The following is a 26,170-nucleotide window of genomic DNA, read 5'->3' on the forward strand; positions in this document are numbered from 1 at the left end:
GGAACTGTCGCCTTGCCCGGACCGGAATCCGCCGCCTCGGTCACGACGTCATCCCGCCGCACCCGGCGCCACGATGCGGGCGGCACATCCCGGACAGGCTGCCGCGCCCACCGGCGTCACCCCACCCCACGCGGCGACGCCGCGGAGATCATCTCTTCCGGTACGGCAACCAGGTCCACGCCCTCGGTACCGGTCACCCTCGCCCGGACCAGGTCACCCGGACGAAGTACGGCGAGGTCGACCCCGCCGCCGGTCGGCGCGACCAGGGTGGTGGAGCCGTCCACCTCGGGCGCCTGATGCGCCGCCCGCCCCTCCAGCACGCCGTCCTGCACGGAGTCGACCAGCACCTCGACGGTCGAGCCGAGCCGCTCCTCCGCACGTTGCGAGCAGAGTTCGTCGGCCAACGCGGACAACCGGTCGTACCGGCGCTTCACGGTCGCCGCCGACACCTTGCCCGGCAGGGTGGCGGCCTCCGTACCGTCCTCGTCGCTGTAGTCGAAGACGCCGATCGCGTCGAGCCGGGCGGCGGAGAGGAAGCGGACCAGTTCGTCGACGTCGCCACGGGTCTCACCGGGAAAGCCGACGATGACGTTGCTCCGCGCCCCGGCCTCGGGCGCGAACTCCCGGACCATCGCGAGAAGTTCGAGGAACCGGGCGTTCGATCCGAATCGCCGCATCCGCCGCAGCACCGGCTCGCTCGAGTGCTGGAACGAGAGGTCGAAGTACGCGGCCACCCCCGGGGTGGTGGCGATCGCCTCCACCAGCCCCGGCCGGGTCTCCGCCGGTTGCAGATAGCTGGCCCGGACCCGGACGATTCCGTCGATCGCGGCGAGCTGCGGCAGCAGCTTCTCCAGCAGCCGGGGGTCCCCCAGGTCCTTGCCGTACGACGTGGAGTTCTCGCTGACCAGCACCAGTTCCCGGACGCCGGAGCGGGCCAGCCACTCGGCCTCGGCCAGCAGTTCGTCGGGGGTGCGCGAGACGAATGCGCCACGGAACGCCGGGATGGCGCAGAACGCGCACCGCCGGTCGCAACCGCTGGCCAGCTTCAGCGAGGCGACCGGGCCGGAGTCGAGGCGGTGACGCATGACCTGACGCAGATGCGCGGGGGTGTGTTCGTCGGCGACCAGGGTGCCGCCGGCCGGTCGGGCCCCGGCGCTGGCGTGGCCGGGCACCACGACCGTGCTGCGCTGCCGGGCCACCGGGGTCAACGGCAGCAGCTCACGCCGGTCCCGGGGGGTGTGCGCGGTGATCTTGTCACCGGCGAGGACCGCGTCGAGCCGGGCCGAGATGTCCGGGTAGTCGTCGAAGCTGAGCACCGCCTCGGCCTCGGGCAGGCTGTCGGCCAGCTCCCGCCCGTACCGCTCGGCCATGCAGCCGGCCGCCACCACCTTGGCGCCGGTGTCGGCGGCGGCCATCAGGGTCTGGATCGAGTCCTGCTTGGCCTTCTCGACGAAGCCACACGTGTTGACCAGGACCACGTCGGCGCCCTCGCCGTCGGTGCTCACCTGCCAGCCGTCGGCGTGCAGCCGGGCCGCCAGTTCCTCCGAGTCGACCTCGTTACGGGCACAACCGAGGGTCAGCAGTGCGACCCGACGGCCGGGAATTGCGGAGGAGGCAGCGGCAGACACCATCCGAGGGTACCGGGAGGGCCGGACACGGCCTCCACGGCAGGCTGTCCGCGTCGGATGGCTCACTCGGACCGGGCAGCCTGATCCACTTCCCGACGCGGGGCACCGGGGCCCGTCGCCCGGGCGCTCTCCCGGGTCAACCGATCGAGCAGGAAGACCTCACTACCGGCCAGACCGACCGAGCAGAACATGGTCACCTGGTCCGCCGTGGTCCGGCCCGGGACCGCCCCGGCGAGCACCGCGCCCAGCGGGCGCAACCGGCCGGCGTACGGCGGCACGGCGGCGAGCATCGGCGGGTCGTACGCCCCGGCCTGGGCCATCGAGTCGGTGACCAGCAGATCCGCCCGGTCCAGCAGATCCGTGCCGAACTCCGCCCGGCCGACCTGCTTGTACCCCACCGTGCTCAGGTGGGTGCCGGGGCGGAGGTCGGCGGCCGAGATCACCGGAGTGGGGCTGGTGGTGGCGAGCACCACCACGTCGCGCCCGCGAACCGCCTCGGACCCGCTCGGTACGGCCCGTGCCGCGATGCCCAGTTCGGCCCGGACCCGTGCGGCGAACTTCTCCCGCCCAGCCGGGGTACGGCTGTACACGGTGACCTCACGGAGCCGGCGTACCGCCGCGATCGCCCAGACCTGGGTCCACGCCTGGCCTCCGGCACCGATCACCCCGACCGTGCTCGCCTCCGGCCGGGCGAGCGCGTCCACGGCCACCCCGCCGAGCGCCCCGCTACGGCGGGACCCGATCTCCTCGCCGACCGCGATCGCCCGGACCCGACCCGTACCGGCGTCGTGCAGGGCGACCACCTGCTCGGCCTCCGAATGCCCGAAGGTGTCGTACGAACTGAAGCCGTACCACTCCCCCGTCGACTCCCCCGCCGCCACCATCAGCCGGCCCCCACCCAACGGCGCGGAGACCCGGGGCGGCGCGACGAGCCGCCCCTCGTACGCGGCGACCAGCGCCTCCCGGATCGTCGCCACGGCCGTCCCGGCGTCCAGCCGGGCCGCCACCTCGGCATCGGTGATGAGCACGGTCATTTGTTGAGCGTGCTTGCTCAACCTCGGTTGAGGTCAAGGAAGGGCCCCTTATTATCGCTTTCCGTTGTAGAAGGGCCCCCTCCTAACACCTCTGCCGGCGCGGGGAAGGGGTGTCGGAGGGTGAAGGCGTCCGGGGTCGGGCCGGTGCGGGCGAGCCGGTCGAGGCGGTCCCGGGCCTGGTCCAGGGTGGGCAGTTCACCGGTGGGCAGCCACCAGAGCACCAGGTGCGGGTCGGAACCGGCGGGATGGAACCACTCCCGCCGGCGGCGCAGCGCCTCCAGGTGCGGACTGTGGTAGGCGTAGTCGCGCAGCGCCGACACGGATTCCCAGACCGTGAGGTTGATCAGCAGGTCCGGACCGAAGGGGCGCAGCGCGGTGGCGTCGGGCGCGTTGGCCTCCTCGTCCCGCAGCCGCCAGACGAAGCCGGGCGAGTTGTCGGCGAGGCCGTTCAGGGTCGGCAGGTCCGCTACGAAGTCGGCCAGCCGGGGGTCGTCCAGCGGCGCGCGCAACCGGGCCACGTTGAGCTGGGCAAGGTGGAAGGTCATGCCTCGCAGCACACCATCGAGGAAACTCTTTGTCAATTGTGATTGTTTTTAGAAGGTTCCAGCACTACGCAGCAGAGTCCGGGCCGCGGATCGAGCCGGGCCCGCCAATCCGGGCGGTCCGCCCCGACCAGCAAACCGGTCAGCAGCGCCAGGTTCATTCCGCAGACCGTCGGCGGAAACTCGTCGGCGAGCAGGTGGAAAGGGCAGTTGCCGAGCCGGATGTCGGCACCGTCCGGCACCGGCGCGTACCCCTGGGAACGCAACAACTCGCGAACGTCGGCGCCGGGCCCGGCGACCCGGCCCGCGCACCGCCCCCGCTCCTGCGCGACCTCGAAGAGGGCGTCCTCACCGCCGAGGCGTTCGACGGTCTCGGCCAGCACCTCCGCACCGAGCCGGTACGACCTCGGCGGCACGCTCACGGTGTGCTCGCCCGGCGCCCGCCGGTAGAGCTTGGCCGGTCGGCCGGCGCCGGGACCGGACCGCCCGGACCGGCGCGCCGAGGAAACGGTCAGCAGCCCGGCGTCGACCAGCTTGTCGAGATGAAAGGCGGCCAGGGTACGGCCGACGCCGAGCGCCGCGGCCACCTCGTCCCGCCCGAGCGGCTCCGCCGCGACGACCACCGCCCGGTACGCCGCCCGACGGACCGGGTCGACCAGTGCGGCAACCGCATCGAGGCCCGGTTCCAGATCATCCACACCCGCCACCCACCCACCCTATGGCGGGAAGCCGCCCAGCCCGCCGCTGCCAAGGGCCGGACTGTTAAGAAGGGGCCCTTCTTCTACAGAAAACGATAAGAAGGGGCCCTTCCTTACAGTTCAGTTGTCGGGGCGGAGGGCCGCTAGGGCCTCTTCGAGTTCGTCCGGCTTGACCAGGACGTCGCGGGCCTTGGAGCCCTCGGAGGGGCCGACGATGCCCCGGGTCTCCATCAGGTCCATCAGCCGGCCCGCCTTGGCGAAGCCGACCCGCAGCTTGCGCTGGAGCATCGAGGTCGAGCCGAACTGGGAGGTGACCACCAGCTCGATCGCCTGGACGAGGACGTCGAGGTCGTCGCCGATGTCCTCGTCGACCTTCTTCTTGGTGTCCTGCGCCGGGGCGAGTACGTCGTTGCGGAACTCCGGCTCCCGCTGGTTCTTGCAGAACTTGACGATGTCGTTGATCTCGGCCTCGGTGACCCAGGCGCCCTGGATGCGTACCGGTTTCGAGGCACCCATCGGCAGGAAGAGCCCGTCGCCCCGGCCGATCAGCTTCTCCGCACCCGGCTGGTCGAGGATGACCCGGGAGTCGGCCAGCGACGACGTCGCGAAGGCCAGCCGGGACGGCACGTTCGCCTTGATCAGACCGGTCACCACGTCGACCGAGGGGCGCTGGGTGGCCAGCACCAGGTGGATGCCGGCGGCGCGGGCGAGCTGGGTGATCCGGACCACCGAATCCTCCACGTCGCGCGGGGCGACCATCATCAGGTCGGCCAGCTCGTCGACGATCACCAGCAGGTACGGGTACGGCCGGATCTCCCGCTCGCTGCCCGGTGGCGGCTTGACCTGTCCGGCCCGGACCTTGCGGTTGTAGTCGTCGATGTGCCGTACCCCGGCGGCGGCGAGGTCGTCGTAGCGCATGTCCATCTCGCGGACCACCCAGTCCAGCGAGTCCGCCGCCTTCTTCGGGTTGGTGACGATCGGCGTCACCAGGTGCGGGATCCCCTCGTAGTTGGTCATCTCGACGCGCTTGGGGTCGATCAGCAGCAGCCGCACCTCGTCCGGAGTCGCCCGGGTCAAAATGGACACAAGTAGTGTATTTAGACATGAGCTCTTGCCGGCACCGGTGGCGCCCGCGATGAGGATGTGCGGCATCTTCGCGAGGTTGGCCACCACGAAGCCGCCCTCGATGTCCTTGCCGAGCGCCACCAGCATCGGGTGGTGATCGGCCGCCGCCGCCCGGGACCGGAGCACGTCGCCGAGCGCCACGTCCTCGCGGTCACTGTTCGGGATCTCCACCCCGACCGCGCTCTTGCCCGGGATGGGGCTGAGGATCCGGACGTCCGGCGACTTGACCGCGTACGCGATGTTGCGGGAGAGCTGGGTGATCCGCTCCACCTTGACGCCGTGTCCCAGCTCGACCTCGTACCTGGTCACTGTCGGGCCCCGGGTGAAGCCGGTCACCGCGGCGTCCACGTCGAACTGGTCGAAGACCCCGGTCAGCGCGGCGATGACCTCGTCGTTGGCCCGGCTGCGGGTCTTCGGCGCGCCGCCCGGGCGCAGCAGGTTGGCCGGCGGCAGCGTGTAGTCCCCGGCCAGTCCGGTGATCGCCAACTGCTCGGCCCGGGTCGGTGGCGCCGAGTGCTCCGGCGGCTCGGGGGTCTTGCGGGCGGCGGGCACCTTTGCCGGCGGCTTGCGCGGCAGCGGCACGGTCTCGGGCGGCGGGCCGTCGTCGAAGTCGAGGTCGGCGTCGTCCGCCAGTTCGGAACGGGCGGACCGGCGTCGGGCCGGACGGCGTCCCTCGGCGCTCGGCGTCGACTCCTCCGCCTCGGGCTCGTCGGTCTCGGGCCGACCCAGCATCGCACCGGCCAGCAGGCCGAGCCGCTCCGGGACCTTGTTGAGCGGGGTCGCGGTGACCACCAGCAGCCCGAACAGCAGCAGCAGGACCAGCAGCGGTACCGCCACCCAGGCGCTGACCGCCTGTTCGAGCGGCTGCCCGATGCCGGCCCCGATCAGGCCACCGGCGAAGTCCCGCTCGGTGTTGGTCGCCGGGTGCTGGCCGATGTGCAGCAGCGCGGCCGTGGAGACGATGAGGGCCGTCCAGCCGACCAGCCCTCGTCCCCGGTGTGCCGACTCGCCCGGCTCCCGCATCAGCCGGACCGCCCCGATCAGCAGCAGGACCGGCAGGACGATGGAGATCGCGCCGAAGAACAGCCGGATGGTGTCGGCGAGCCGGCCGCCGAGCGGTCCGGCAGAGGAGAACCAGACCGCCACGCCGCTCAGGATCGCCAGGCCGAGCAGCAGCAGGCCGGCACCGTCCCGTCGGTGTTCCGGATCGAGGTCGCGTGCGGTTGCCGCCTGCCGGCCCGCGGCCCGCATGGCCCAGCCGACGCTGTGGGCCAGCCCCATCCACGCCGCGCCGAGTGCGCGGCCGACGTACACCGCCGGACTGGTCCGGGCCGGACGGCGCGCGGCCGCGGCTCGGGCCCGCGCGGACTGCCGCGCCCGGGCGGTGCCGGCGCGGGTGGTGCCGGCACGAGTGGCGCCAGCACGAGTGGCGCCGGATCGGGTGGTCGACCCGTTCCGGCGCCGGTTCGGCTGAGAGGAGGCACGGCCCGCCATAAGTTCACACGTTAGCGGCGTGCGCTGAGGAATCCCCGCTTTTGCGCGCCGTGTCTGCCGGCTACCACCTCGGACAACCCCGACCACCACCTCGGACAACCGGACTACCGGGGCCAAACCGTGCCGCATACGATCACGGACGAAGCCGAAGCCGTCCAGGGAGGACCCGCATGCCCGCGCCGGACTTTCAGGACGCGTCGGAGCTGCCCGGTGGTGGCCGGCCGCAACACCTACAGCCGCTGACCAACGAGCTTCTCGCCACCGTGCTGGACGGCCGGGGCTACACCTACTACACCGATTCGGACGGTGACCTGGTCGGCCGGTGGGACGACAACGTCATCTACTTCTTCCGGCTCGGTACGGCCGGCGAGTTGTTGCAGATCCGGACGATCGCGGCCAGCCGGTTCTCGATCGACGACGTGCCCAGCCTCTACGCGTTCTGCAACTCCTGGAACCTGGAGCGGTTCTGGCCGAAGGCGTTCGTGCACGTCAACGACGATGGAAGCGCCCGGGTGTGTGGCGAGGTCGTCACCGATCTCGAACGTGGCGTCACCGTCGCCCAGCTCGACCAGTTGGTCGGCTGCGGCATCTCGACCGGCTGTCAGATGTCGGAAGCCGTGGCGGAGCTACGACCCTGAGTAAACTCACCGACCCTGAGTAAACTCACCGGACCGGCCGCCCGCCATCTCGACCGCCCGTCAGTTCGGCCCGCCCCGAGGAGACCACGTCCATGATCCAGCGCAGGTGGGAAGCCGCGTGACCCCGGACGAACTGCTCTCCGCGCTGGAGGACGCCCGGGACATGCCGGACGGCGACCCCAAGATCGCAGAGCTGGATCGGATCGTCGCCCACGCGGACGCGGCCGAGGACGTACGGCTCGGCATCACGGCCCGGCTCACGCTGATCCAGGCGCACACCTACCACACCGAACGGTGGCGGATGCTCGCGCCGTTCGAGTGGTGTCTCGCCGCCTTCGACCGGGACCCGGCGCTGTTCGATCCGACCGAGACGGAACTGCTGCGCTGGTACCACAAGTGGGCGGTGGCCACCCTCCGCGACACCTCGCGGGTGGGCCTGGCCCGCACCGAGGAGACCCTCGCGGATCTGGAACGGCGGCTCCGGTCCGGCGGGCACAGCCCGCACGCGGCGTACAGCCTGCGGTGCCGGATCGCGGACCACGTCGGCGACGAGTCGGCGGCTCTGGACTGGTTCACCCGGTGGCGGGCCGCGCCCCGCGACGAGAACAGCGACTGCGTCGGCTGCGATCCGGCCAACCAGGCGAAACTGCTGACCGCGTGGGGGCGGTGGACCGAGGCGATCGAGGTCGCCCAGCCGGTGCTGACCGGCGTGCTGGGCTGCCCCGAACAGCCGGAACGGACGCTCGCCTCGGTGCAGTTGGCGTACCTGCGGCTGGGCCGGTACGACGACGCCGCCCAGGCCCACGTCCGGGCCTACCGACGGCACCGCCACGAACGTGACGCGTTCCCGTTCCTCGCCGACCACCTTCGGTTCTGTGCGCTGACCGGGCACTACGAACGCGGCCTGGACATCCTCGGCCGGCATCTGGAGTGGTTGGACCGCCCGTACGACGAGTGCTCGGCGATGGAGTTCGCCGCCGCCGGTGCCCTGCTCTGCCGGCTGGCCGCCACGGCCGGCTTCGAGCGTCACTCGATACCCCGCCCGGCGTACGCCGACCGGCTCGCCGCGGAGTTGACCGTCGCCGCGCTCGGTGCCGAACTGCTGGCCGCCGCACAGGACTTCGCCGGCCGGTTCGACGCCCGGAACGGCACCAGCCACCAGTCCGGCCGGATGGCGGGCTGGCTCGCCGAGCGGCCGGTTCCGGGCGTGGTGGCGCTGCCGCCGGACGGACCGGCCGACGAGGAGCCGGCGACGGAACCGATTCCACCGGCCGGCCGCCACGAACTGGTCGGCCCGCTCACCGTGGCGGCGATCGTCGAGGTCCTGCGGGAGCGCGCGGACCACTACGTGGTCGAACCGGACGGTACGGTCAACGGCCGGTGGGGCGATGCGCTGATCCAGTTCCACCGGTTCGGTGAACGGCGGGAGATCCTGCACGCCCGGGTGATCGCCGAGCGCCGGCTGTCGGCGGACCGGCTCGCCGAGGCGTACGAGTTCTGCAACGCCTGGAACCACGACCGGCTGTTGCCCAAGGCCTACGTGCAGGACCTCGGGGACGGTGAGCTGGTCCTCGCCGGTGACGTCACCACCGACCTGGAGCACGGCGTCGCCGCTGGTCAGCTCCGCATTCTGATCAACGCGACCCTCGCCACCGGAGCCGCCTTCGCCGCTGCGGTGGCCGCGCTGCCCTGAGCCGGGGGAACAGGCCGACCCAGGAGACCAGCACCAGCACCGCGACGAGGGCCTGGGCCAGCACCGCGTACCGCTCGGGATAGACCACGCCCTCGATGTAGCGGTCGATGAAGCCCTGCCGGACGCCGGTCTCCCCGGCCTGCCGCCGGGCCCAGTGCTCGGCGTAGGTGAGCGGGCAGACCAGCCGGGCCGCGACCACCGTCACGCCCCAGGCCGCCGCCGCCAGGTGCAGCCAGACGGTACGCGGCCAGCGCCAGGCCAGGAAGCCGCCGACCACCAGGTAGGCCAGGAAACCGAAGTGCAGCGTGAGGACCAACGTGACCAACATCCGGTAGCCCATCGCCTGCCCTCCCGCCGGCAAGGCTACCGAGGCGGACGGCCGGCGGACCGGGTACGGATACCTAGTCCACCGACCGCCCGACCCAGCTCAGGCTCAACTCAAACTCGGCTCAGGTTCGACTCAAGCTCGGCTCAGGTTCGACTCAAGCTCAGCTCAGCGAGAAGCCCAGGGCGTAGCTGCCGGAGCCGCGCCGGGACTCGACCCGGTAGCGGTAGAAGCCGGCGGTGCCGTTGTAGGAGAGCCGCTCGTCGGCGCCCGGCCCGTCGGCCACCGCGACGGTCCGCCAGCCGCCCCGGCTCCACTTCTGCAGAACCAGGTCGAAGTTGGCCCCGGCGGGTCCGTCCAGACAGCCGGTGTGGCGGCCCTTACCGGACCGGAAGTAGCGACCGGCGGGCTGCACCTGCCGGCGGCCGTTGCCGAGGGTGGCGGCCTTGGTCACCTTGTGGTCGGCACACTCGGAGCCGGGCGGCGCCGCCGTGGGCGGCGGAGTGGCCGCCGGCGGCTCGGTCGCGGCGGGCGGCTCGGTCGCGGCGGGCGGCTCGGTCGGCGCGGGAGGCTCGGTCGTGGCGGGCGGCTCGGTCGGCGCGGGAGGCTCGGTCGCCGCCGGTGGATCGGCCGGTTCGGCCGGACCGGTCGCGGTGGTGACCAGGGTGAGCTCGTTGACCTCGAGGATCTCGGTCAACGGCTGGAAGAACGTCGTACCGCCCACGGTGCAGTCGCCGGAGCCGCCCGAGGTGACACCCTGAGCCTGGTCGCCGGACATCCAGGACCCGCCGGAGTCACCCGGCTCGGCGCAGGCGTTCGTCCTGGTCAGGCCGGTGACCGTACCTTCGGGGTAGTTCACCGTGGCGTTGAGGGCCTCGACGACGCCGCACCGGGCGCCGGTGGTGGAACCGAACCGGCAGACCGAGGTGCCGACCGGCGCCCCCTGCGCGCCCGCGACGGCCAACGTGCCGCCGCCGAAGTCGTTGACCACGGGCTGCGGGACCCAGTCGTCGTTCGTCTCCACCACTCCCCAGTCGTCGCCGGGGAAGGACGAGGCACGGAAGACGCCCTGGGCGACCCCGTCCGGGCTGGCGGTGGTGCTGCCGGGCCGTCCGCAATGGCCGGCGGTGACGAACCCGCCGACGACCGAGAAGCCGATCGAGCACCGGGCGGCGTTGTCGATCAGGTACGCGTCGCCGCCCCGGACGTCGATCAGCGGCACCGGAGCCTCCTCCGAGGCGACCACCTTGACCGCGCTCTCCTGCGCGCCGCTGGCCCGGACGAACTCCCGCACCGCGCTCTCGGCACCGGGCTGGGCGCGTACCACGATCCGGTTGTTCGCCACGTCGACGTACCAGCCGGCGAGGTCCGGGGTGGCGTCGGCGGCACGACGGTCGAGGTTCGCCTTGATCGCGTCGAGCTGCCGGGCGCTGCGGGTCACCATCTTCGGCTCGGCACCGGCGGCCCGGACCCGCTCGGCACCGGCCGAGTCGGTCACCGCCACCATCAACTGGCTGGCGTCGGCGGCGAGCCAGGTGCCGCCGAAGCCCGCACCGAGTTCGGTACGCAGTCGCTGCGCGGTCCGGCTCGCCCACTGCTCCTTGGTCAGCCGGGCCCGTGCCTGCGCCTCGGTCAACGAGAGGTCCCGCTGCAACGCCTCGAGGAGTTCCCGGGCTGGACCGGCCGGCGCGGTCGCCTTCGGGCGCGGCGGATCGTCTCCGGCGAGCGCCGGCAGGGTGACCACGGCGAGGCCGGCGACCGTCGCCACCCCCACACCGATCGCTATCCCCCGCCGACTCGTCGTGCCTAGTCGACTTACCGTGCCACGCCGGCTTCGCGTCGCGCGACTGCGATCCATTCGATCGACTCCTTCACCATCGGCAGCCCGAGGTGAGGTACGGGCGATAGCCGAATACCGATGAATCGATCGGGGTGGACAATCTCACACCGTACGGCTGAACCGAGGAGGGCCCGAATACGTACCATCTGTGGCGCATCGGGCCGGAAGATCCGTTGCCGGCCGCCGCTGGGCAGCGCGAAAGACCGGTGGGCAGCCCGAAAGGCCGGTGGGCAAGGCGGAGGACAGCATCACCCCTGGCCGCGAGGAGTGCTCGGCCGGCCAGGGATGATGGACGATCAGACCTCGACCACCGTCGGGACGATCATCGGGCGTCGCCGGTACGCGTCGTTCACCCAGCGACCGACCGTACGGCGGACGATCTGCTGCAACTGGTGCGGATCGGTGATGCCCTCGGTGGCGGCCCGGCTGAGCGCCTCGGTGATCAACGGAATCACCGGGTTGAACGCGTCCGGGTCGTCGGAGAAGCCCTTGGCGGAGATGGTGGGACCGCCGACCACCTTGCCGGTGACCGAGTCGACCACCACGGTCGCCGAGATGAACCCGCCGTCGCCGAGGATCCGGCGTTCGGTGAGCAGTGATTCGCCGACGTCACCGACGGCCAGCCCGTCGACGTAGACGTACCGGCTCTTGACGTGCCCGACCACCTTGGCCCGGCCCGCGACCAGGTCGACGACGTCGCCGTCCTCGCAGAGCACCACCCCGTCGGCGGGAACCCCGGACTCGATGCCCAGCCGGGCGTGCGCCCGCAGGTGCCGCCACTCGCCGTGCACCGGAAGGAGGTTGCTCGGCCGGACCACGTTGAGCAGGTAGAGCAGTTCGCCGGCCGGGGCGTGCCCGGAGACGTGCACCTTGGCCACGTCCTTGTGGATCACGAGCGCACCGGCCCGGGAGAGCTGGTTGATCACCCGGTAGACCGAGGTCTCGTTGCCGGGTACCAACGAACTCGCCAGCACCACCGTGTCGCCCGGAGCCACCGTGATGTGCCGGTGGTCGCCGGTCGCCATCCGGCCCAGCGCGCTCATCGGCTCGCCCTGCGACCCGGTCGACATCAGCACGATCTGGTCCGGCGGCAGCGCGGTCGCCTCGTCCAGCCCGACGACCAGGCCCGGCTGGATCCGGAGCAGGCCGAGGTCCCGGGCGATGCCCATGTTCCGGACCATCGACCGGCCGATGAAGGTCACCTTCCGGCCGTGCTCGGACGCCGAGTCCAGCACCTGCTGTACGCGGTGCACGTGCGAGGCGAACGAGGCGACGATGATCCGCCCGCGCGCCTTCACGAAGATCGAGTCGAGCACCGGCCCGATCTCCCGCTCCGGGGTGACGTAACCGGGAATCTCCGCGTTGGTCGAGTCGGAGAGCAGCAGGTCGACGCCTTCCGCCCCGAGCCGGGCGAACCCCGCCAGGTCGGTGATCCGGCCGTCCAGCGGAAGCTGGTCCATCTTGAAGTCGCCGGTGTGCAGCACCAGCCCGGCCGGGGTCCGGATGGCCACCGCGAGCGCGTCCGGGATCGAGTGGTTGACCGCGAAGAACTCGCACTCGAACGGGCCCAGCCGCTCGCGACCGCCCTCCCGCACGGTGAGGGTGTACGGCTCGATCCGCCGTTCGGCCAGCTTCGCCTCGACCAGGGCGAGGGTGAACTCCGAGCCGACCAGCGGAATGTCCGGCTTGTGGGCGAGCAGGTACGGCACCGCGCCGATGTGGTCCTCGTGCCCGTGGGTGAGCACGATCGCCTGTACGTCGGCGAGCCGGTCGAGGATCGGTGCGAAGTCCGGCAGGATCAGGTCGACGCCGGGCTGCTCGACGTCGGGGAAGAGCACCCCGCAGTCGACCACCAGCAGCTTGCCGTCGTACTCGAAGACGGTCATGTTGCGCCCGATGGCGCCCAGCCCGCCCAGCGGAATGATCCGGAGCCCGCCCTCGGGCAGTTCCGGCGGCGGTTCGAGGTCCACGCCCGGCTGGCTCATGCCACCGCCTCGCTTCGCTCGACGGCGTCATGAGCTTCCCACCTGAACCAGCCGATTCGCTCGCTGCGCTCGCTCATGCCACCGCCTCGCTTCGCTCGCTGGGCCTGGCCGAGAGGCTGCTCTCGGTCACGACGACAGCTCCAGTCCGGCCTCGGCACAGTCCGCCCGCAACTGGGCGATCTCGGCTTCGACGGCGTCCACCAGCGGCGGGCGTACCGGACCGGCCGGCAGACCGTGTGCGGCCAGCGCCGCCTTGACCAGGATGGTGCCCTGGGTACGGAAGATCCCGGTGAACAGCGGCAGCAGCCGGCGGTGCAGGGCCAGCGCCGAGGCCTGGTCCCCCCGGTCGTACGCCTCGATCATCTGCTTGGTCAGTGCCCCGGTCAGGTGTGTGGAGGTGCCGACCAGGCCGACGCCGCCGATCGCGAGGGCGGGCAGGGTCAACGCGTCCTCGCCGGAGTAGAAGGCCAGGTCGGTACGGCTGGTCACCCAGGAGGTGGCCACCAGGTCGCCCTTGGCGTCCTTGGCCGCGACGATCCGCTCGTGCTCGGCGAGCCGGCACAGCGTCTCGGTGGCGATCGGCACCCCGCTGCGGTGCGGAATGTCGTAGAGCATCACCGGCAGGCCGGTGGCGTCCGCGACGGCGGTGAAGTGCCCGAACAGGCCGGCCTGGGGCGGCTTGCTGTAGTAAGGGGTGACGACCAGCAGCCCGTGGGCGCCGGCCTTCTCGGCCGCGCCGGCCAGCTCGATGGTGTGCCGGGTGTCGTTGGTGCCGACGCCCGCGACCACCTGGGCCCGGCCTCCGACCGCCTCGACCACCGCGCGGACCAGCCGCTCCTTCTCCGCGTCGCTGGTGGTCGGTGATTCGCCGGTGGTTCCGTTCACTACCAGTGCGTCGTTGCCCTGCTCGTCCACCAGGTATGCCGCGAGTCGGGCCGCGCCGTCAAGATCGAGCGAGCCGTCCGCGGTGAACGGGGTCACCATGGCGGTGAGCAGTCGCCCGAACGGGCGGGGTGCCGCCCGATCGGTGGCGGCAGGGTGGTCGTGGGTCATGCGAACAACCTATCGGACTCGCGCCGCCCGGCCCGCGGGGAAGGGTCAGGACTGCTGGGCGTACGGGCTGGTGGCGATCTCGGTGCCGTCGGGCAGCTTGCTGATGGTGAAGTCAGCGAAGACGTTCGGGGCGACGCGCTGGAGCTGACGCAGGCATTCCACGGCCAGCTCACGGATCTCCACGTCGGCGCCCTCGGAGGCCCGCATCGTCACGAAGTGCCGCCAGGCGCGGTAGTTACCGGTGACCACGATCCGGGTCTCGGTGGCGTTCGGCAGCACCGCGCGGGCGGCCTGCCGGGCCTGCTTGCGGCGCAGCGTCGGGTTCTCCACGTCGGCGAACCGACGCTCAAGCCCCTCCAGCAGGTCGTTGTACGCCCGCAGGCTCGCCTCGGTCGCCTCGACGAACCGCTTGTGCAGCTCGGCGTCCTCGGCGATCACCGAGGGCTCGACCATCGCGGCGTCGCGCTCCGGCACGTACCGCTGGGAGAGCTGGGAGTAGGAGAAGTGCCGGTGTCGGACCAGCTCGTGGGTGAACGAGCGGGACACCCCGGTGAAGTAGAAGGTCACGGTCCCGTGCTCCAGCACCGACAGGTGCTGGACCTCCAGGATGTGCGCGAGGTAACCGGCATTGGTCGCGGTTGCCGGGTTGGGCTTACGCCACGACTGGTAACAGGCCCGCCCGGCGAACTCGGCCAGGGCCTGCCCGCCGTCCGCGTCGGTCGACCACGGTACGTCCTCCGGCGCCTCGAACTGCGTCCAAGCGATGACCTTGACCTGGGGGCCCACCATCTCCGACATTCCTCGGACTCTAGTCGCCCCGGTTGGCGGAACGACGACCCCCTGCCGGCGTCGATGTGCCCCCGCTCGTCGCGAACGTTGACGTCACTTTGACTTGCCAATGACGTCATGGTGATGTCACCATGACGTCATGGATCTGGCTCCCTATCTGGCGGCACTACGCCGCGACCTCAGCGCCGCCGCCGCACCCGGTGGGCCCGAGATCGCCCGCGCGGCGGACCTGCTCGCCGGTTCGCTCGACGTCTCGGCCCGGCTCTGCCTGCTGGAAGTGCTCGCCGACGCCACCGCCGAGATCACCGCGAAGCTCGACGGGGCGACGGTCGAGGTGCGGCTGCGCTCCCGCGAGGCCGACCTGGTGGTGCACCAGGTTCCACCGGAGCCGCCCGCCGCACCGGTGCCGCCCGCCCCGGGGGCGGCGACCACCGAGCCGTCCGGCGACGTCGCGCGGATCACGCTGCGCCTGCCGGACACCCTGAAGGACACCGTCGAGCAGGCCGCCGCCACCGAGGGCATCTCGGTGAACGCCTGGTTGGTGCGGGCCGTCGCCGCCGCCGTGCCCGGCGCCGCACCCTCCGCACCGGCCCGACCGGGCCGGGGCTCGTCCCGCCGGATCACCGGCTTCGCCCAGGCCTGACCGCACCCGGTTCCGCCCCGACCGCCCCGACCGCACCCGGTTCCGCCCCCACCGCACCCGGTTCCGCCCCGACCGCCCCCTGGCCGCCCCGACCGCACCCGGGCGGCCACCCCGACCGCACCCGTAACCAGACCCCAACTGGAGGAGTCATGCCCGAGTTCCCCTGCACCGCACCGGTCACCGTGGTCGCCGAACTGCACGCCGGCGACCTGGAGATCCTCGCCGAGGAACGCGCCTCGGCCGTCGTCGACGTGCAGCCGTACGACGCCAGTGGCCCGTCCCGGGAACAGGCCGCACAGACCCGGGTCGAGTTCACCGGGGACACCCTCTCCGTGATCACGCCCAACCAGTCCCTCGGCGGGATGTTCCGGTTCCGCTCCGGTGGGGTACGGGTCCGCGTCCGCGTGCCACTCGACAGCACCGCCCGGATCAGGACGGCCTCGGCCGACATCCGTTGCCGGGGTCGCCACGCCGGCCTGGCGATCGAGAGCGCGTCGGGCGATGTCGAGGTCGACCACGTCACCGGGAACGCCACCGTGCAGACCACCAGTGGTGACGTACGGGTGACCCGCGTCGACGGCCGACTGGAGGTCAAGGGTGCCTCCGGCGGGCTCACCGCGCGACAGGTCGGTGGCCCGGTCAAGGCGCGGTTCGCCTCCGGAGACGTCGAGATCGCCGACGCCGGTGACGGCGTGGAGGTCAAGACCGCCTCCGGCGACGTACTGCTCGGGGTCACCCGGCAGGGCCGGGTCCGGATCGGTACGGCCTCCGGCGACGTCGGCATCGGCGTACGGCCCGGCACCGGCGTGTGGCTGGACCTGAACACGGTCTCCGGCAGCACCCGGAACGGGCTGGACATGGCCGGCGGGGGCGCCGCCGCCAACGGCCACCAGCTCAACCTCGAGGTCCGGACGGTGAGCGGCGACATCGACGTACACCGGGCGGCCTGACCTGTTAGGAGGGGGCCCTTCTTATACAGAAAACGATAAGAAGGGGCCCTTCCTTACACCCTCAGGCGGTCAGGCCGCCGTCCAGGGGGATGGTGACTCCGTTAGGTAGTCGGCGGCGGGGCCGGCGAGGAACAGGGTGGCCGCGGCGACGTCGGCGGCGGTGGCCAGGCGGCGGGCCGGGATCGTCGGCAGGATGTGGGCGTCGATGTCCACGGCAGCCTGCACCGGGAACGACATCGGGCCGTCCTGCACGATTCCCGGGTTGACCCCGTTGACCCGCAGGCCCTCGGGGCCGTACTCGATCGCCCAGGTTCTGGTCAGGTTGTCCAGGGCCGCCTTCGAGGAGTTGTAGATCGAGGAACCGGCCCAGCTCCGGGTCGTACCGATGGAACTGATGTTGACGATCCGGCCGCCGGCACCGCGCAACAGGTGCGGCAGCATGGCCTGGGTCAGGAAGTACGTCGCCTTGTAGTTGAGCCCGACGACCCGGTCGAACTCTTCTTCGCTGCTCTCGTGGGTCAGCCCGCTGGTGTACGCGGCGGCGTTGTTGACCAGGATGTCCAGCCCGCCGAACCGGTCGAGGACGGCCCCGAGCACCTCGTCGTGGCTCTCCCGCCGGGTCAGGTCGGCCGGCACGAACAGCCCGTTGTCGAGCTCGTCCGCCACCGCCGTACCGAGGTCGGCACGCCGGCCGACCACGGCCACCGCGGCACCGGCCGCGCCGAGCGTACGGGCGATCGCCGCCCCGATCCCGCCGGTCGCACCGGTCACCAACGCCACCTTGCCGCTCAACTCCCGATCACTCATGCCTCGACGCTAGAAGCGGGACTTCATGCCGGTCAAAGACTGAGTTCGCATGAGTTGATAACGTCGGTGCATGAACTTCGAGCTCCGCCAGTTGGAGGCGTTCGTCGCGGTCGCCGAGGAGCTGCACTTCGGCCGGGCGGCCAGCCGGCTGCACATCGCCCAGCCGGCGCTGTCCCAGCAGATCCTGCGGCTGGAGGCGACGCTCGGCGCCGACCTGCTGGTCCGGCAGCGTCGCCGGACCGCGCTGAGCGAGGCCGGGCGGCTCTTCCTGATCGAGGCCCGGCGGACGCTACGCCAGGCGCGGGTGGCCCAGACGGTTGCCCAGCGCGCCCAGCGCGGCGAGTTGGGCCGGCTGCGGATCGGCTACACGCCCACCGCCTCGTCGCAGCAGTTCCTGACCGTGCTCGGCGAGTTCCAGCGCGCCGTACCCGAGGTCGACCTGAGCCTGTCGGAGCTGCCGATCGGTTCCATCGCCACGCCGCTGCGCGACGACCTCGTCGACGTCGCCTTCGTGGTCACCCTCGGACAGTTCGACTGCGCCTGGCTCGGCGACGACATCGAACTGCGTCAGCTGTCCTGCGAGGCGTTCGTGGCGGCGGTCCCCGCCGGGCACCGACTGGCCGACCGCTCCGAGATCGACGTCGCCGACCTGGCCGACGAGACCTTCGCGTTCCTGGCCCGCGACCTCTGCCCGCACTGGTTCGAGATGGTGATGGGGGTCTGCCAGACGGCCGGGTTCACCCCGAGGCTGGTCCACCAGGCCGGCGAGGTCGGCACCCAGTTGACCCTGGTCGCCGCCGGCCTGGGCATCGCCCTGGTGCAGGAGTCCGCCCGGATGCTGCGCGGCGACGGAATCGCGTACCTGCCGATCCGCCACTCGGTGCCTCGGGTCAGCTCCGGTGTCGCGTGGCGGGCCGGTGACCCGTCGCCGGTGCTGGAGCGTTTTCGCGCGGCGCTGCCGACCTGCTGACCATCCGCGGTCCGGGCCCGGCGGTTCCGCGTCCCGGGGATCATCTCAATCTATGGACGTCTATGTTGCCGCCTTCCCGCTGATGTGTTTCGGTCGACGGTAGAGATGCCGGTATGACCGGGATCAAGGGGAGGCACACCATGAATCCGCTTAGAAGGCTTACGCGGGGAGTAACGAGTTTCGCCCTGCTGTTCGCGATCGCCGTACCGGGGCCACCGGGACGTGCCTCCGCCGCGCCGGTCGACCGGTCGGCCCCGGCCGCCTTCTCCGGGGAAAACACGTCGGCCGCCACCGGCGCCCGCACCGTCACCCTGATCACCGGCGACCGGGTCACCGTCACCGCCGACCAGAAGACCAGCGTCGAGCCGGGCCCCGGCCGGGCCGAGATCCAGTTCCTCACCCGACGGATCGCCGACCGGCTGCACGTGATCCCGACCGACGCCCTGACCCTGCTGCGCAGTGGGCGGCTCGACGAACGGCTCTTCGACGTCACCGCACTGCTGGAGTTCGGCTACGACGGACGGGCGGACCTTCCGCTACTGGTGACGTACGCCGGCTCCGACGCCCGGGCCCAGGGGCAGCGACAGGCCGCCCGGACCGGCGCCCGGGTGGTCCGCGAACTGCCTCCGGTGCACGGCCTGGCGGTCACGGTGGACCGGTCCGGGCTGCCCGGATTCTGGACCGACCTGACCGGACCACGACCGACGGCCCGGACCCTGGACGCGGGCATCCGGACGGTCTGGCTCGACGGCCTGCGCCAGCCCACGCTCGCCGAGAGCGTCCCGCAGGTGGGCGCGCCGGCCGCCTGGGCCGCCGGATTCGACGGCACCGGAGTGACCGTCGCGGTGCTCGACACCGGCATCGACGAGACCCATGCCGACCTCGCCGGCCAGGTGACCGGGGCCCGGAACTTCACCGACGGCACCGAGGACGACCGGGACATCGTCGGGCACGGTACCCATGTGGCGTCCACAGTGGCCGGCTCCGGCGCCGCACGGTTCACCGGAGTGGCCCCCGGTGCCCGGCTGCTGGACGGCAAGGTCTGCTCGGCCGGCGGCTGCGCCGAGTCGTGGATCATCGCGGGCATGCAGTGGGCGGCCGAATCGGGTGCCCGGGTGGTCAACATGAGCCTCACCGGGCCGGACAGCCCGGTGGTGGACCCGATCGAACAGGCCGTCGGGCAGCTGACCGACGCACACGACACGCTCTTCGTGGTCGCCGCCGGCAACGTACCCGGCGTCGGGACGGTCGGCTCGCCGTCCACCGCCGACGCCGCGCTGTCGGTCGGCGCGGTCAGCAAGACCGACCAGCTCGCCGGCTTCTCCAGCCAGGGTCCCCGGGTCGGTGACGGCGCCATCAAGCCCGACCTGACCGCGCCCGGACTCGACATCGTCGCCGCCCGCAGCGTCGACTCCGGACCGGAGGTACCGAACGGCAGCGGCATCAGCATGTCCGGCACCTCGATGGCCACCCCACACGTCGCCGGCGCCGCCGCGATCATCGCCCAACGCCAACCGGACCTGCCGGCCGCCAGCCTCAAGGCCGCGCTGATGGCCGCCGCACGTCCCAACCCCGAACTCAGCGTCTTCGCCCAGGGCGCCGGCCGGCTCGACGTCGCCCGGGCGCTCGACCAGCGGGTCACCGCCGACCCGCCGAGCCTCAGCTTCGGCCGGCAGGCGTGGCCACACGACGACGACACACCGGTCAGCCGCACCGTCAGCTACCGCAACGACGGGACCGCCGCGGTGACGCTCCGGCTCGGCGTACAGGCGGCCGGGCCGGACGGCAGCGCGGTGCCCGCCGGGATGTTCGAGGTGACACCGGCCACCGTCACCGTGCCGGCCGGCGGCACCGCCGACGTGACCGTCACCGCCGACACGGCCGGCAGCGGGGGGCCGCTCGGCCAACTCACCGGCCAGCTCACGGCGACCGCCGCCAGCGGTACCGGCGTACCGACCCCGCTGGCGGTCGACCGCGAGGTGGAGAGCTACGACGTCGAGCTGTCCCACCTCGGCCAGGGCGGCGAACCGACCGCCGGCTACCTGACCATGCTGGCCGGGCTGGACAACGCCAACGCCATCTCCGTACCCGCCGACGCCAGCGGCACGGTCACCGTCCGGGTGCCGAAGGGGCGGTACTCGGCCCTGAGCGCGATCACCAGCCCGTCCGGAACCACCTACCTGACCAGCATGCTGGCCCAGCCGGAACTGGACGTCAGCGGCGACCGCAGCGTCGTCCTCGACGCCCGGCTCGGCAAGCCGCTCTCGGTCACCGTGCCGAACAGCGGCGCCCGGCAGGTCTTCTCCGAACTGGCCACGAGCGTGCTGGCCGCCGGGCGGACCGTCGAGGTCGGCACCCTCGGCACCACCTTCGATCGGATGCGCACCGGGCGGGTCGGCCCGGACCAGCCGGCCGCCGGCTTCGTCTCCCGGATCACCGCCACCTTCGCCCCGACCGACCCGGCGGACCAGTCGTACGCGTACCTGCTGTGCTGGATGACCGAGCAGCGGATGCCCAACGGGTTCACCCGAGCGGTCAGCGCCGCCGACCTCGCCACCGTGCGGGCCGACCACGGTCACGAGTCCTCCGGCAGCACCGGTCGCAAACTCGCCTGGGCGGTGTTGCCGGAGTCGGTGATGGGCGGGTTCGCCCACGCGATGACCTTCGCACTCCCCTCGACCCGCACCGAGTACTACAACTCCGACGGTCGGGCCCAGTGGTTCCGCGCGGTGGACGAGATGACCGGCTCCGGCGCCGAGCAGGCGTACCTGACCAGCCTGGTGGCGCCGCCGATCACGTACCGGGCCGGGCAGTCGTACCAGGAGCAGTGGAGTCGCGGGGTGTTCGGGCCGACGGTGGCCGCCCCGCCGTACGAGCACCAGTGGGTGACCCGACTCGACGACACCCTGTACGTCCAGGCGCCGCTGTACGGCGACGGCGTCGGACGGGCCGGCTTCTCGTCCATCGCCACCGGCCGGATAACGCTGGAGCGCGACGGCGCCCCGGTGGCCGAACTCGACGGTCTGTACGGCGAACTGGCGGTACCCGCGGAGGCCGGGGCCTACCGGCTGACGATGAACGCGGAACGCGGTGGACCCGCGACCCTGTCCACCCGGGTCAGCGTGACCTGGACCTTCCGTTCCGGACACGTCGACGGGGAAACGCCGATCCGGCTGCCCGTCTCCACGGTGCGTTTCTCGCCCCGGGTGGACAGCGACAACAGCACCCCGGCCGGTCAGACCGGCACCATCCCGGTCAGCGTCACCGCCCAACCCGAGTCGGGGGCCGGCGCCAACGAGAGCCTGAGCGTCGAGGTGTCGTACGACGACGGGGTCACCTGGGCACCGGCGGAGGTGACTGCCGGCCAGGCCGTGCTGCGTCATCCGGCCGCGCCCGGGTACGTCTCGCTGCGGGCCAGCGCCACCGACACCGCCGGCAACACGGTCACCCAGACGGTGATCCGGGCGTACAAGATCGGCTGACGGGGCGGGTGCGGCGGATCAGACGTACAGGTAGTCGAAGGGTGCCCAGGGGAGGTTGCGCAGCACCGTGAAGACCGCCCAGGCGGCGAGGAAGATGCCGATCATCTTGGGGGTGATCTCCAACTGCGGCAGCCGCCAGCCGAACACCTGCCGGCCGGTCCAGGCGAGGTAGATGTAGAGGAGGAACGGGACCGCGAAGACGAACATCAGATGGTGCCGGGCGGCCGCCGGCAGGTCGCCGTGCAGCAGGTACCAGAAGGCCCGGGTGCCGCCGCAGCCCGGACAGTCCAGCCCGGTGGTGAGCTTGAGGATGCACGAGGGTGCCGCGTCGGGGGCGCTGTGGGCCGGGTCGGTGAAGAGGGTGTAGCCCACCGCGCCGGCCATGCAGGCGAGCGCCGCCACCGGCGCTGCCCAGCGCGGTGACCGGGCCTGGATCCGGTTGACCAACCGGGTGAGCCGGTCGGGCTCGGGCAACTGGTAGGGAGGCACCAGATAGGTGCCCTGCGCCGATCCGTCCGCGGGCGGCCAGGGCCCGGGATATCCACCCGCCGGCCAGGCACTTCCCGGCTCGCCCGCCGGCGGCATCTGCGGTCCGGCCGCCACCGCGCCGACCTCGTCCGACCGGCTCTCGCCAACGCTCGTCATCGCGCCCCACCCGTCCGCCGCAGCGTCGCCGTCTTCCGCCACGCATCGTCCGCCGGTCCACGGCGTCGCCGGCCGGCTCGTCTCACCGTACCGCGAGCACGCTGGCGAGTGCGGCGGTGAGCGGTCCGGCGAGGTCGCCGCCCTCGGGTGCCGCCACCGCGTCCAGCCCGAGCCAGCCCGCGAGCCGGTAGAGCTCGGCGGCGAGCGCCCGCGCGGTCTCGACCGGGTCGTTGCCGGGCTCGGACCAGGCGGCCGGAATCAGCAGTACGCCGGCCTTGCGGTCGGCCTTCAGGTCGACCCGGGCCACGAACCGGTCCCCCAGCAGGAACGGCAGCACGTAGTAGCCGTAGAGGCGCTGCGGCGCCGGCACGTAGATCTCGATCCGATAGGTGAACCCGAAGAGCCGTTCCGTGCGGGCCCGTTCCCAGATCAGCGGATCGAAGGGGCTGACCAGGGTGCTGGCCCGGATCCACCGGGGCAGCCGGGCCTGCGCGTGCAGGTATGCCGGCAGGCGCCAGCCCCGCACCTCGACCGGCACCAGCTCACCCGCCTCCACCAGTTCGGCGATCGCGACCCGGGCCGCGGCGACCGGCAGCCGGAAGTAGTCCCGCAGTTCCGGCTCGGCCGCCACCCCCAGCGCCCTGGCCGCGATCCCGACCAGCCGGCGGTACGCGTCCGGCTCGGCCGGGGTCGGGGTGGCGAGCACGGCCGGCGGCAGCACCCGTTCCGGTACGTCGTAGACCCGGGCGAAGGAGGTGTTCCGGGAGGCCGCCATCAGCTCACCGGCCCAGAACAGGAACTCGCAGGCCTGCTTGACCACCGACCAGTTCCAGCCCCAGTTGTTCTTCTCGCGCGGGGCGTCGTGCTCGATCTCGGCGGCGGTCAGCGGGCCGTTCGTGCGTACCTCGTCGAGCACCCGGGCGACCAGTTCGGGCTGTTCGACGGCGATCCGACGCATCCCGCCCCAGGCGTCGTTGTGCGCGCCCGCCATCCGCCAGCGCAGCGCCGGGTGGAGGTCGACCGGGAGCAGCGACGCCTCGTGCCCCCAGTATTCGAACAGGTCCCGGGGGCGCCGGTAGGCCGCCCGGTCGAGCAGGTCGGTCGGATACGGCCCGAGCCGGCTGTAGAGCGGCAGGTAGTGCGCCCGCTGGAGCACGTTGACCGAGTCCATCTGGAGCAGGCCGACCCGGTCGAGCACCCGACGGAGATGGCGACGGGTCGGCACCCCGGCCGGCAACGGGTCGGCGAACCCCTGGGCGGCGAGCGCGATCCGCCGGGCCTGGGCCAGGGACAACGATTCAAGTACGGCCATCAACGCCGACCCTAACCCACGGCTACGACAGCAATTCGACGGCGGCGGTACTGGACCTGCCGGGTGAACCCGGATAAAACGACTGGGTGGTAAGCATCCGGTCGGAAGATCCCGACGACGCGCTGGCGGTCGCCGGGGTGCACGTACGGACCTGGCAGGCGGGCTACGCCGGGATCATGCCGGACGAGGTGCTGTCCCGGTTGAACGTCACGGCATGGGCGCAGCGCCGCCGCGAGGTCGGCACCGCCGAACCCGACCACCCGTTCCGGACCCTCGTCGCCGAGTCGGACGGCGGCACGGACGACGCCACGGTGATCGGCTTCGCCACCGTCGGGCCGTACCGGCTGGACCAGGACCCCGACCAGCTCGACCACCGGTACGGCGAGATCCTCGGCCTCTACGTCGAGCCGGCGCGCTGGGGCACCGGGGTCGGCCGGGGACTGCTGGCCGCCGCCGTCGCCGAACTGTGCGGGCAGGGCCGGACCGAGTTGCGGCTCTGGGTACTCGAGGACAACGAGCGGGCCCGCCGGTTCTACGAGCGGGCCGGACTAGTCCCCGATGGTGAGCGGTCGACCTACGAACTGCAACGGCCGGGGGGACGGCCGCCGCTTGGGCTGACCGAACTCCGCTACGCCGCCCGCCTCGGCCAACTGGCTGGGGCCCCGGACCGGCAGCAGCAGTAGCAGCGCCAGGCTGATCCAGACGTAGAAGTTGCTGCCGACGAAGCCGAGGAGCCCGTCGAACCGGCTCTGCCAGATCCAGACCAGCCGGCTGATCAGGATCAGGTAGGCGAAGATCGCGAAGCCGAGCAGGCCACGCCGGCGCCGGCTTCCGGCCGGGGCGGCGTACGCGTTGTCGACCAACAGGATGAGTGCCGGGATCAGCCAGACCAGGTGGTGCACCCAGGTCACCGGGCTGACCAGACCCTGCACCACGGCGGTCAGCGCGAACCCGGTCGCCTCGTCCCCGACCGCCACCGTGGACCGGACCCGCCAGACCCAGACCGCCACCGTCGCCGCCACCAGCACCAGCCAGAGCAGCCGGCTCGGATGCTCGGGGTCGAGCCGGGCAACCACGCCCTGCCAGGACTGGTTCGAGATGAACGACAGCGATCCGACCCGGTCGGTGTCCCAGAGTGCGGTGGTCCAGAACTCCCGGGACGCGTCCGGGGCCACCGCCGCCGCGAGCAGGGTCGCCGCCGCCGCGGTGCCGCTGGCCACCACCGCCGCCAACCAGCGCCGGGTGACCAGCAGGTAGACGATGAAGATCCCCGGGGTCAGCTTGATCGCGGTGGCCAGCCCGATCCCCACCCCCGCGAAGCGGCGGTAACGCTGCGGCAGCCGCCGCCCCCACGGGGTCACCGGCGCGGCCAGCCAGAGCAGATCGGCCGCGACCAGGAAAAGCATCAGCATGTTCACCTGGCCGAAGTTGACCGTCTCGCGCATCGGCTCGAACGCCGCCGCCAGGCAGAACGCCACGGCCAGGGCGAACCACCGGGTCCAACCCGCCCGGCGGGCGACCGGATCGACCAGCCACCAGATCACCAGCGCGCTGGCCAGGACCGTGAGGGTCACGCTGATCACCATCGCGGCCGGCCAGGAGAGGTACGCCATCGGCACCATCACCAGCGCCGCGAACGGCGGATAGGTGAAGCCGTACTTGCTGTCCGGCTTCAGCCAGTCGTAGATCTCACCGTCGGCGCGTACCCAGTGGTGCAGGGCGCCGTAGTAGACCCGCAGGTCGAAGAAGCCGTGCCGGACGGCCGCCACGGAGAGGAAGCCGGTCACCAACACGGCGAGCGCGATCACGAATAGCACCTGGTACCGCGTACGCCAGACGGCACCCTGCGCCATTGCCGCCCTCCTCGCGTTGCGTAGGCTCACCACCCATGAGTCTCGGGTACGTCCGCCCGGCGCGTCCCGAGGACGCCGGCGAGATCGCGCGCATCCAACTCGCGACCTGGCGGGTCGCGTACCGACGGATGCTACCCAAGCATGTGCTCGACAACCTGGACGAGGACTGGCTCGGTCGCCGGTGGAGTGCGGCGGTCGAGACGCCACCCTCCGAACGGCACCGGGTCCTGGTCGCCGTCGAGCAGGCCGAACAATCGTATCTGGTGGGATTTGCCGCATCCGGACCGCCCGACGAACAGGCGCTGGCCCCGGACGAGCCGGCCAGCTCGCTCGGCCCGACCGTGGTCGCGGTGACCGACCTGCTGGTCGAGCCACGATGGGGTCGACGCGGACACGGCAGCCGGCTGCTCGCCGCCAGCGTCGACCTGTGGCGCTCCGACGGTTTCGACACGGCAGTCGCCTGGGCCTTCGACGGTGACCAGGCGACCCGGAAGTTCCTCGGCGGCGCCGGCTGGGAGCCGGACGGCGCCGCGCGGGCGCTGGACGTCGACGACCTGCTGGTACCCCAGCTCCGGCTGCACGTCTCGATCGTGGCCGACCCGGCGGCCGACCCGGCCACGGACCTCCCGGCGCAGCCGGACACGGACCCCGCCGGCCGCTGACC

At 72.0% G+C, this 26,170-nt stretch carries 21 protein-coding genes and 1 pseudogene; 8 read left to right on the top strand and 14 right to left on the bottom strand.

Translation table 11 applies throughout. The features are described 5' to 3' along the window. Positions 1 to 116: 116 nt before the first annotated feature. The 5 genes from rimO to ACFP2T_RS13915 all read right to left on the bottom strand — a co-directional run bounded on the left by rimO (position 117) and on the right by ACFP2T_RS13915 (position 6,521). Entirely contained in the window at positions 117 to 1,631 is a 1,515-nt protein-coding gene (gene rimO / locus ACFP2T_RS13895; RefSeq protein ID WP_377421451.1) for a 30S ribosomal protein S12 methylthiotransferase RimO, read from the bottom strand. Between the two features lie 59 nt (positions 1,632 to 1,690). Further along, positions 1,691 to 2,662, bottom strand: a complete 972-nt coding sequence (locus tag ACFP2T_RS13900; protein ID WP_377421453.1) for an ornithine cyclodeaminase family protein — start codon at positions 2,660 to 2,662, stop codon at positions 1,691 to 1,693. 17 nt (positions 2,663 to 2,679) lie between these two features. Further along, positions 2,680 to 3,207, bottom strand: coding sequence for a DUF3291 domain-containing protein (locus tag ACFP2T_RS13905; protein WP_377421455.1), 528 nt, complete (start codon positions 3,205 to 3,207; stop codon positions 2,680 to 2,682). 32 nt (positions 3,208 to 3,239) lie between these two features. Continuing rightward, positions 3,240 to 3,911, bottom strand: coding sequence for a helix-turn-helix transcriptional regulator (locus ACFP2T_RS13910; RefSeq protein ID WP_377421457.1), 672 nt, complete (start codon positions 3,909 to 3,911; stop codon positions 3,240 to 3,242). A gap of 111 nt (positions 3,912 to 4,022) precedes the next feature. Beyond that, positions 4,023 to 6,521 (bottom strand): FtsK/SpoIIIE family DNA translocase, encoded by a 2,499-nt coding sequence (locus tag ACFP2T_RS13915; RefSeq protein WP_377421459.1) that lies wholly within the window; start codon positions 6,519 to 6,521, stop codon positions 4,023 to 4,025. A gap of 170 nt (positions 6,522 to 6,691) precedes the next feature. Here ACFP2T_RS13915 and ACFP2T_RS13920 point away from each other — a divergent pair, with 170 nt between their 5' ends. Both ACFP2T_RS13920 and ACFP2T_RS13925 read left to right on the top strand, forming a co-directional pair. Further along, positions 6,692 to 7,159: a YbjN domain-containing protein gene (locus ACFP2T_RS13920; protein WP_377421461.1), complete on the top strand. Its 468-nt coding sequence runs from the start codon at positions 6,692 to 6,694 to the stop codon at positions 7,157 to 7,159. A gap of 106 nt (positions 7,160 to 7,265) precedes the next feature. Next, the gene (locus tag ACFP2T_RS13925) at positions 7,266 to 8,852 is read left to right on the top strand and encodes a type III secretion system chaperone family protein (protein WP_377421463.1); all 1,587 of its coding nucleotides are present in this window, start codon (positions 7,266 to 7,268) and stop codon (positions 8,850 to 8,852) included. Here ACFP2T_RS13925 and ACFP2T_RS13930 read toward each other — a convergent pair. The 5 genes from ACFP2T_RS13930 to thyX all read right to left on the bottom strand — a co-directional run bounded on the left by ACFP2T_RS13930 (position 8,794) and on the right by thyX (position 14,844). Beyond that, a complete protein-coding gene (locus ACFP2T_RS13930; RefSeq protein WP_377421465.1) occupies positions 8,794 to 9,192 on the bottom strand; it encodes a DUF2784 domain-containing protein in 399 nt (132 codons plus the stop codon). The genes ACFP2T_RS13925 and ACFP2T_RS13930 overlap by 59 nt on opposite strands. Before the next feature lie 148 nt (positions 9,193 to 9,340). Next, entirely contained in the window at positions 9,341 to 10,945 is a 1,605-nt protein-coding gene (locus tag ACFP2T_RS13935) for a S1 family peptidase (protein WP_377421467.1), read from the bottom strand. Between the two features lie 368 nt (positions 10,946 to 11,313). After that, on the bottom strand, positions 11,314 to 13,002 hold the full coding sequence (locus ACFP2T_RS13940; RefSeq protein WP_377421469.1) for a ribonuclease J: 1,689 nt from the start codon (positions 13,000 to 13,002) through the stop codon (positions 11,314 to 11,316). Positions 13,003 to 13,128: 126 nt separating this feature from the next. Continuing rightward, complete coding sequence (dapA, locus tag ACFP2T_RS13945) at positions 13,129 to 14,055, bottom strand: 4-hydroxy-tetrahydrodipicolinate synthase (protein WP_377421470.1); 927 nt, start codon at positions 14,053 to 14,055, stop codon at positions 13,129 to 13,131. Between the two features lie 45 nt (positions 14,056 to 14,100). Further along, complete coding sequence (thyX, locus tag ACFP2T_RS13950) at positions 14,101 to 14,844, bottom strand: FAD-dependent thymidylate synthase (RefSeq protein ID WP_377422806.1); 744 nt, start codon at positions 14,842 to 14,844, stop codon at positions 14,101 to 14,103. Between the two features lie 139 nt (positions 14,845 to 14,983). On the opposite strand from thyX, the gene ACFP2T_RS13955 reads away from it, so the two are divergent. Both ACFP2T_RS13955 and ACFP2T_RS13960 read left to right on the top strand, forming a co-directional pair. Beyond that, positions 14,984 to 15,487 (top strand): hypothetical protein, encoded by a 504-nt coding sequence (locus ACFP2T_RS13955; RefSeq protein ID WP_377421472.1) that lies wholly within the window; start codon positions 14,984 to 14,986, stop codon positions 15,485 to 15,487. A gap of 149 nt (positions 15,488 to 15,636) precedes the next feature. Beyond that, complete coding sequence (locus ACFP2T_RS13960; RefSeq protein WP_377421474.1) at positions 15,637 to 16,437, top strand: DUF4097 family beta strand repeat-containing protein; 801 nt, start codon at positions 15,637 to 15,639, stop codon at positions 16,435 to 16,437. Positions 16,438 to 16,506: 69 nt separating this feature from the next. On the opposite strand, the gene ACFP2T_RS13965 is transcribed toward ACFP2T_RS13960, so the two are convergent. Further along, positions 16,507 to 17,244 (bottom strand): SDR family NAD(P)-dependent oxidoreductase, encoded by a 738-nt coding sequence (locus ACFP2T_RS13965; protein WP_377421476.1) that lies wholly within the window; start codon positions 17,242 to 17,244, stop codon positions 16,507 to 16,509. A 70-nt stretch (positions 17,245 to 17,314) separates the two neighbouring features. Between ACFP2T_RS13965 and ACFP2T_RS13970 the strand changes: the two genes are divergently transcribed. Both ACFP2T_RS13970 and ACFP2T_RS13975 read left to right on the top strand, forming a co-directional pair. Next, on the top strand, positions 17,315 to 18,214 hold the full coding sequence (locus ACFP2T_RS13970; protein WP_377421478.1) for a LysR family transcriptional regulator: 900 nt from the start codon (positions 17,315 to 17,317) through the stop codon (positions 18,212 to 18,214). A gap of 140 nt (positions 18,215 to 18,354) precedes the next feature. Then, positions 18,355 to 21,696, top strand: coding sequence for a S8 family serine peptidase (locus ACFP2T_RS13975; protein WP_377421480.1), 3,342 nt, complete (start codon positions 18,355 to 18,357; stop codon positions 21,694 to 21,696). A gap of 18 nt (positions 21,697 to 21,714) precedes the next feature. Here the strand turns inward: ACFP2T_RS13975 and ACFP2T_RS13980 are convergent, their stop codons facing one another. Both ACFP2T_RS13980 and ACFP2T_RS13985 read right to left on the bottom strand, forming a co-directional pair. After that, positions 21,715 to 22,341 carry a DUF2752 domain-containing protein gene (locus tag ACFP2T_RS13980; protein ID WP_377421482.1) on the bottom strand — a complete coding sequence of 209 codons (627 nt, stop codon included), beginning with the start codon at positions 22,339 to 22,341 and terminating at the stop codon, positions 21,715 to 21,717. 82 nt (positions 22,342 to 22,423) lie between these two features. Next, positions 22,424 to 23,653 carry a winged helix-turn-helix domain-containing protein gene (locus tag ACFP2T_RS13985; protein WP_377421484.1) on the bottom strand — a complete coding sequence of 410 codons (1,230 nt, stop codon included), beginning with the start codon at positions 23,651 to 23,653 and terminating at the stop codon, positions 22,424 to 22,426. 137 nt (positions 23,654 to 23,790) lie between these two features. On the opposite strand from ACFP2T_RS13985, the pseudogene ACFP2T_RS13990 reads away from it, so the two are divergent. Further along, positions 23,791 to 24,192: pseudogene (locus tag ACFP2T_RS13990) on the top strand (GNAT family N-acetyltransferase); the annotation flags it as partial. Positions 24,193 to 24,201: 9 nt separating this feature from the next. On the opposite strand, the gene ACFP2T_RS13995 reads toward ACFP2T_RS13990, so the two are convergent. Further along, positions 24,202 to 25,506, bottom strand: coding sequence for a glycosyltransferase 87 family protein (locus ACFP2T_RS13995; protein WP_377421486.1), 1,305 nt, complete (start codon positions 25,504 to 25,506; stop codon positions 24,202 to 24,204). Positions 25,507 to 25,541: 35 nt separating this feature from the next. On the opposite strand from ACFP2T_RS13995, the gene ACFP2T_RS14000 reads away from it, so the two are divergent. Then, positions 25,542 to 26,168 (top strand): GNAT family N-acetyltransferase, encoded by a 627-nt coding sequence (locus tag ACFP2T_RS14000; RefSeq protein WP_377421488.1) that lies wholly within the window; start codon positions 25,542 to 25,544, stop codon positions 26,166 to 26,168. The last annotated feature ends 2 nt before the right edge of the window (positions 26,169 to 26,170 follow it).

Source organism: Plantactinospora solaniradicis (assembly GCF_042658085.1).
Classification (GTDB): Bacteria; Actinomycetota; Actinomycetes; order Mycobacteriales; family Micromonosporaceae; genus Plantactinospora; species Plantactinospora solaniradicis.